This window comes from Corallococcus sp. AB018 (assembly GCF_003986945.1).
Classification (GTDB): Bacteria; Myxococcota; Myxococcia; order Myxococcales; family Myxococcaceae; genus Corallococcus; species Corallococcus exiguus.
Genome location: NZ_RAWR01000382.1, coordinates 1 through 4,384 on the forward strand (window position 1 = coordinate 1; position 4,384 = coordinate 4,384).

A 4,384-nucleotide genomic window follows, 5' to 3' on the forward strand; every position below is an offset into this window, starting at 1 on the left:
CGAGCCACCCGTGCGGCCCGGAATCGTCAGCTTCTGGCCCACCTGGATCTTGTTCGGATCCGCGATGTGGTTCGCCTGCTGCAACGCCCCCACCGTCGTGCCGTACCGGCCCGCGATGCCGCTCAGCGTGTCCCCGCTGCGCACCGTGTACGAAGCGCCTCCGGACGACGGCGGCGGCTTCGACGTCACCGGCGCCGCGCCCCCACCCGCACCCGGAATCGTCAGCCGCTGACCCACGTAGATCTTGTTCGGGTTCGCGATGTGGTTCGCCTTCGCCAGCGCCCCCACCGTCGTGCCGTGCCGCCCCGCAATGCCGCTCAGCGTGTCTCCGCTGCGCACCGTGTAGCTGCCCGCCTTCGACGGCGCCGCCTGGAACCCGTCTGGGACCGTCAGCCTCTGGCCCACGCGGATGAGGTTCGCGTTCGCGATGTGGTTCGTCTTCTGGAGCGAAGACACCGACGTGCTGAAGCGCTGCGCGAGCCCGCTCAACGTGTCGCCGCTGCGAACGGAATAGGTCGTCACGAATGGAACTCCGGGAAAAGAGGGAATCAGTGCCCGGATTTTCGCGACGCCTGGGAATTAGTTTCCCAGGAAGACCTACTTTTCAGGTTGCTGCATCTATCCGTTATTCCTGTGCCTTCGAGTCACGCAACCGTTGCTGAAGGTCGCGGGCGGCGCCGGTGTCGTGCATCACGATGAGGCTCTGCACGTAGTACGCGAGCGCCCAGAGGTTCTCCTCCGGGATGGCGCCCTTCCACGACGGCATCGCCGCACCGCCGACGCCCGCGGCCATCACGCGGTAGAGGTCCTCGCGCTGGGCCTGCGCGGTGTACGGCTGGCCCTCCACGCGGGTGTCCTGCGGCCACACGGTGCGCAGGCGGTGGAAGAGGAAGTCCGGCGGCAGCACCTTGGCGAACTGCGTGGCCTCGCCCTTCGCGTCCACGGTGAGCGAGTAGTCCGAATCCCGCTGCAGCGCCGTGTACGGATCCGCGTTCGCCAGGTTCACCTTGCGGCCGGTGACGCTCTCCGTGAGCGCGGCGAGCTCCGCTCGGGGCAGGTACGCGACGTGGCAGCTGGCGCAGCCCGCGTTGCCCTTGCCGGCCACGTGGTAGACGGTGCGGCCGCGCTCCACTGCCTCGGCTGCGCGGCCCTTCCACGGGTCGTCGGACAGGGCGAGGGCCGCGCCTGGGGACTCCTGCTTCCAGCGCGGACTGAAGGTCTTGAGGTACTGCACCACGGCGTCCACGTCCGCCGGGGGCACGTCCCACGCGAACATCGGCGTGCCGTGCAGGCCCCGTCTCAGCGTGCGCTTCAGCGCGTCGTCGGTGGGCAGTTCGCCCGCCGCCACGCCTCCGAACTTGTAGAGGCCCTGGTGGAAGTTGCGCGGCGGAGGCCGCATCCCGGAGCCCGCGGGGCCCTGACCGTCGCCCTTCTCGCCGTGACAGGACGCGCAGTAGTGCGTGTAGACGTCGTATCCGCGCGCCAGCGTCGCGGCGGGGATGACGGTGCCGTCCGCGAGCATCAGGGGCTCGAAGGTGGGCGTCTCCTTGCGGCACGCGGGAGCGAGCGCCCCCAACGCGAGCACGGCGAGCACACGGAGCGACCGACGAGTGGAGCAGGAAGTGGGCTTCATGGGAGGTACACCACCGCGAAGAGGACGCCGTACATCACCGTCGAACACCACCAGCCGGGCAGGGCGCGCCGCAACGGAGCGCTGGCGTCCTGTCCGCGCAGCACGCGAAGTCCCGCACGCAGCAATCCCACGAGCACGACCGCCAGGTGCGCGGCCTGCACCGCGGACAGGCCATACAGCGCCGAGGCGAAGACGCCGCTGTCGGGGACGCGCAAGTCCCGGTACCAGAACAGCACGTGCAGCCAGGCCGCCTGCGTCGCGAGGAACCCCGCCCCGGCGCCGAGCACGCCCGCCAACGTGAGCCGGCCTGGTCGTCGGAGCGCGACGTACAGCAGCACGACCCCGATGACGAGGAGCCCACCGGCCAGCGCGGGAACGAGCGCTCCAGGGCGCGCGGACACGGGAGGCCAGAAGCCGCGCAGCCGGTAGAAGCCCGCGGAGAAGGCCATCGCGCAGAAGAGCATCGCCGCCGCGCCGTGCGCGATGACGATCCCGAACCAGAGGTTCGCTTCGTCGCGCTGGAGGGACGTGGAGGCCAGCGTCCCGGCGGGGTCGTTCGTGCTCACGGGACTGGACTCTCGCATGCCTGGGCCCGGCGGAAAGCACCAGGAAGCCGGGCGGCCCCCCGTCCCTCGGAGCGGCGGCCATCGACTGAATCACCTCCACGCATCACACCCGTGAACCGGAACGGGCAATCGCGTGAGACGCGGCGCAACGCACGCGGCCAGTCCGGGCAGTGCCCACGGGCTTCCAGGCTTCGTGGCATGGAAACCCGGCGCCAACGGCCCCGCGCCTCCGGGATTGCCAACGCACCAGGCCAGTCCGGGCAGTACTCACGGGCGTCCAGGCTTCGTGGCATGGAAACCCGGCGCTAACGGCCCCGCGCCTCCGGGATTGCCCACGTACCAAGCCAGCTCAAGCGGGGCCCACGCGCCTCAAGGCAGCGTGGAATGGAAACCCGGCGCTGACGGTCCGCATCTCCGGGATGCGATACGTCCCGGGCTCGCTCGTGCGCCCCCGCCGGTGCAAGAACCCCGCGTGCGTCCAGGCCCGCCGGTAGTAGCCTGCCGCGCTGCCCCGATGGAACCCGCGCCCACTCCGCTCGCAGCGCCGTCCCCGTCCGTCCCTCCTCGCGCCTCGAGGGGCCTGGACCTCTGGCCGTTGATCATCGTGGCGCTGGGCGCCTGGGTGCTGCGCGCGCTGGCGTTCTTCCATCGCTCCGGCGCCATGGGCTACCCCATGGACTACGACGAGGGCGTGTACTTCTCCGCCGCGTCGCTCCTGCTGCGCGGGGACCTGCCCTACCGCGACTTCATCTTCGTGCACCCGCCCGGAAGCCTCCTGCTCTGGGCTCCTGGCGCCGCGCTCACGCTGGGGCTCGACGCGGCCACCGCCTACGGCATCACCCGCTACCTCGCCGCCGCCGTGGGCGCCCTGTGCGTGTTCCTCGCCGGCCGGGTCGCCTGGCGCGCCTGGGGTCCGCTCGCGGGCTGCGTGGCCGCGCTCGCCTATGCCGCGTATCCGGAGGCCGCCATCGTCGAGCGCGGCACCTTCCTCGAGCCCCTGCTCAACGTCCTGTGCCTGGGCTTCGCGAACCTCTGGCTCACCTCCGGCACCCACTCCCGAGCACGCCGCATCGGCGCGGGCGTGCTCCTGGGACTCGCCATCTCCGTGAAGCTTCCGGGAGGACTGTGGCTCATCGCCGCGCTGCTCTCACGCCCGGGGAAGGAGTCCTGGCGTCACGCACTCCTGCCCGTGATCGTCGCGTTCGCCACCTTCGCCGTCGTCGTGGGCCCCCTGGCCGCGCTCGCCCCTTCCGAGTTCATCCGCGACGTCATCACCTTCCAGGCCGCGCGCCCGCCGGACGGTGAACTGGACCGCTGGCTCCGCCTGCGAGAGATCTTCCATGAGCGCCGTTGGGGCGGAGTCCTCCTCGCCCTCGTGGGCCTGGGCACCGCGTGCGTGCGCGCCTTCCGGGCCGCTCCGGAGCACCGCCCCGCCGCGCGCTTCTTCGCCTGCACGTTCGTCCTCAGCGTGGTCCTGTTCCTCGCGTCACGGACCTACTGGAACCAGTACAACGCGCACCTCGCCGCTTCGGAGGCCGTGCTCGCGGGCCTGGGCGCTTCCGTGCTCCACGCCTTCAGCACGCGCTGGGGCCGCACGGCCTCACGCGCAGTGGCCGCGCTGCTGCTCGCCGCCGCGTTCGTCCCCGGCGCGCGGCACGTCTACCAGAGCGCCCAACTGCAGGCCCCGGACGTGGTGGCGCTCGCGAAGCACATCCGCGCCGACGTGCCGCCCGACGCGTGCCTCTTCTCCTTCGAGCCTGGCTGGGCGCTCGCGGCGGGCCGGCTCCCCTCGGGCGCCACGCCCATCGTGGACGGCTACGCCACCATGCTCCAGGACGCCATGAGCTCCGGCGACCGCTTCGAGACCACCGACGAGGCCCTCTCCGCCGATGAGGCCCAGCAGGCCCTGCGCATCATGCTGGGCTCCTGTCGCTTCGTCGTCCTCGGCTGGCGGGGAGAGTGGCAGCTCACGCCGCAGAGCCGCCCCTGGTTCAAGCAGCGCTTCGTCCGCCGCTTCCCCGCGGGTGACGGCGGCGGCGTGGACCTCTGGGAGCACCGCTAAGCCATCCCGACTAATTCCGTTCAGGGGTGTTGGCCCAGATGGGGAGCCTGCCGCGCCTGCGGACGCGGCGCAGCAGGAGAACGGCCTCATCATAGAAGGCGTCACGGTCCGCCGTCAGCATGC

At 71.3% G+C, this 4,384-nt stretch carries 4 protein-coding genes; 1 reads left to right on the top strand and 3 read right to left on the bottom strand.

Annotated elements, in window-relative coordinates; translation table 11 throughout:
• The 3 genes from D7Y11_RS41800 to D7Y11_RS41810 form a co-directional block, all read right to left on the bottom strand.
• Positions 1-522 (bottom strand): LysM domain-containing protein (locus D7Y11_RS41800; protein WP_126936448.1); only part of this gene is annotated, 522 nt, incomplete at its 3' end.
• 103 nt (positions 523-625) lie between these two features.
• Positions 626-1,633 (bottom strand): cytochrome c, encoded by a 1,008-nt coding sequence (locus D7Y11_RS41805; protein ID WP_126936449.1) that lies wholly within the window; start codon positions 1,631-1,633, stop codon positions 626-628.
• Positions 1,630-2,199 carry a hypothetical protein gene (locus D7Y11_RS41810; RefSeq protein WP_120577720.1) on the bottom strand — a complete coding sequence of 190 codons (570 nt, stop codon included), beginning with the start codon at positions 2,197-2,199 and terminating at the stop codon, positions 1,630-1,632. Before D7Y11_RS41810 ends, D7Y11_RS41805 begins: the two co-directional genes overlap by 4 nt.
• Before the next feature lie 514 nt (positions 2,200-2,713).
• Here D7Y11_RS41810 and D7Y11_RS41815 point away from each other — a divergent pair.
• Complete coding sequence (locus tag D7Y11_RS41815; RefSeq protein ID WP_126936450.1) at positions 2,714-4,261, top strand: glycosyltransferase family 39 protein; 1,548 nt, start codon at positions 2,714-2,716, stop codon at positions 4,259-4,261.
• The last annotated feature ends 123 nt before the right edge of the window (positions 4,262-4,384 follow it).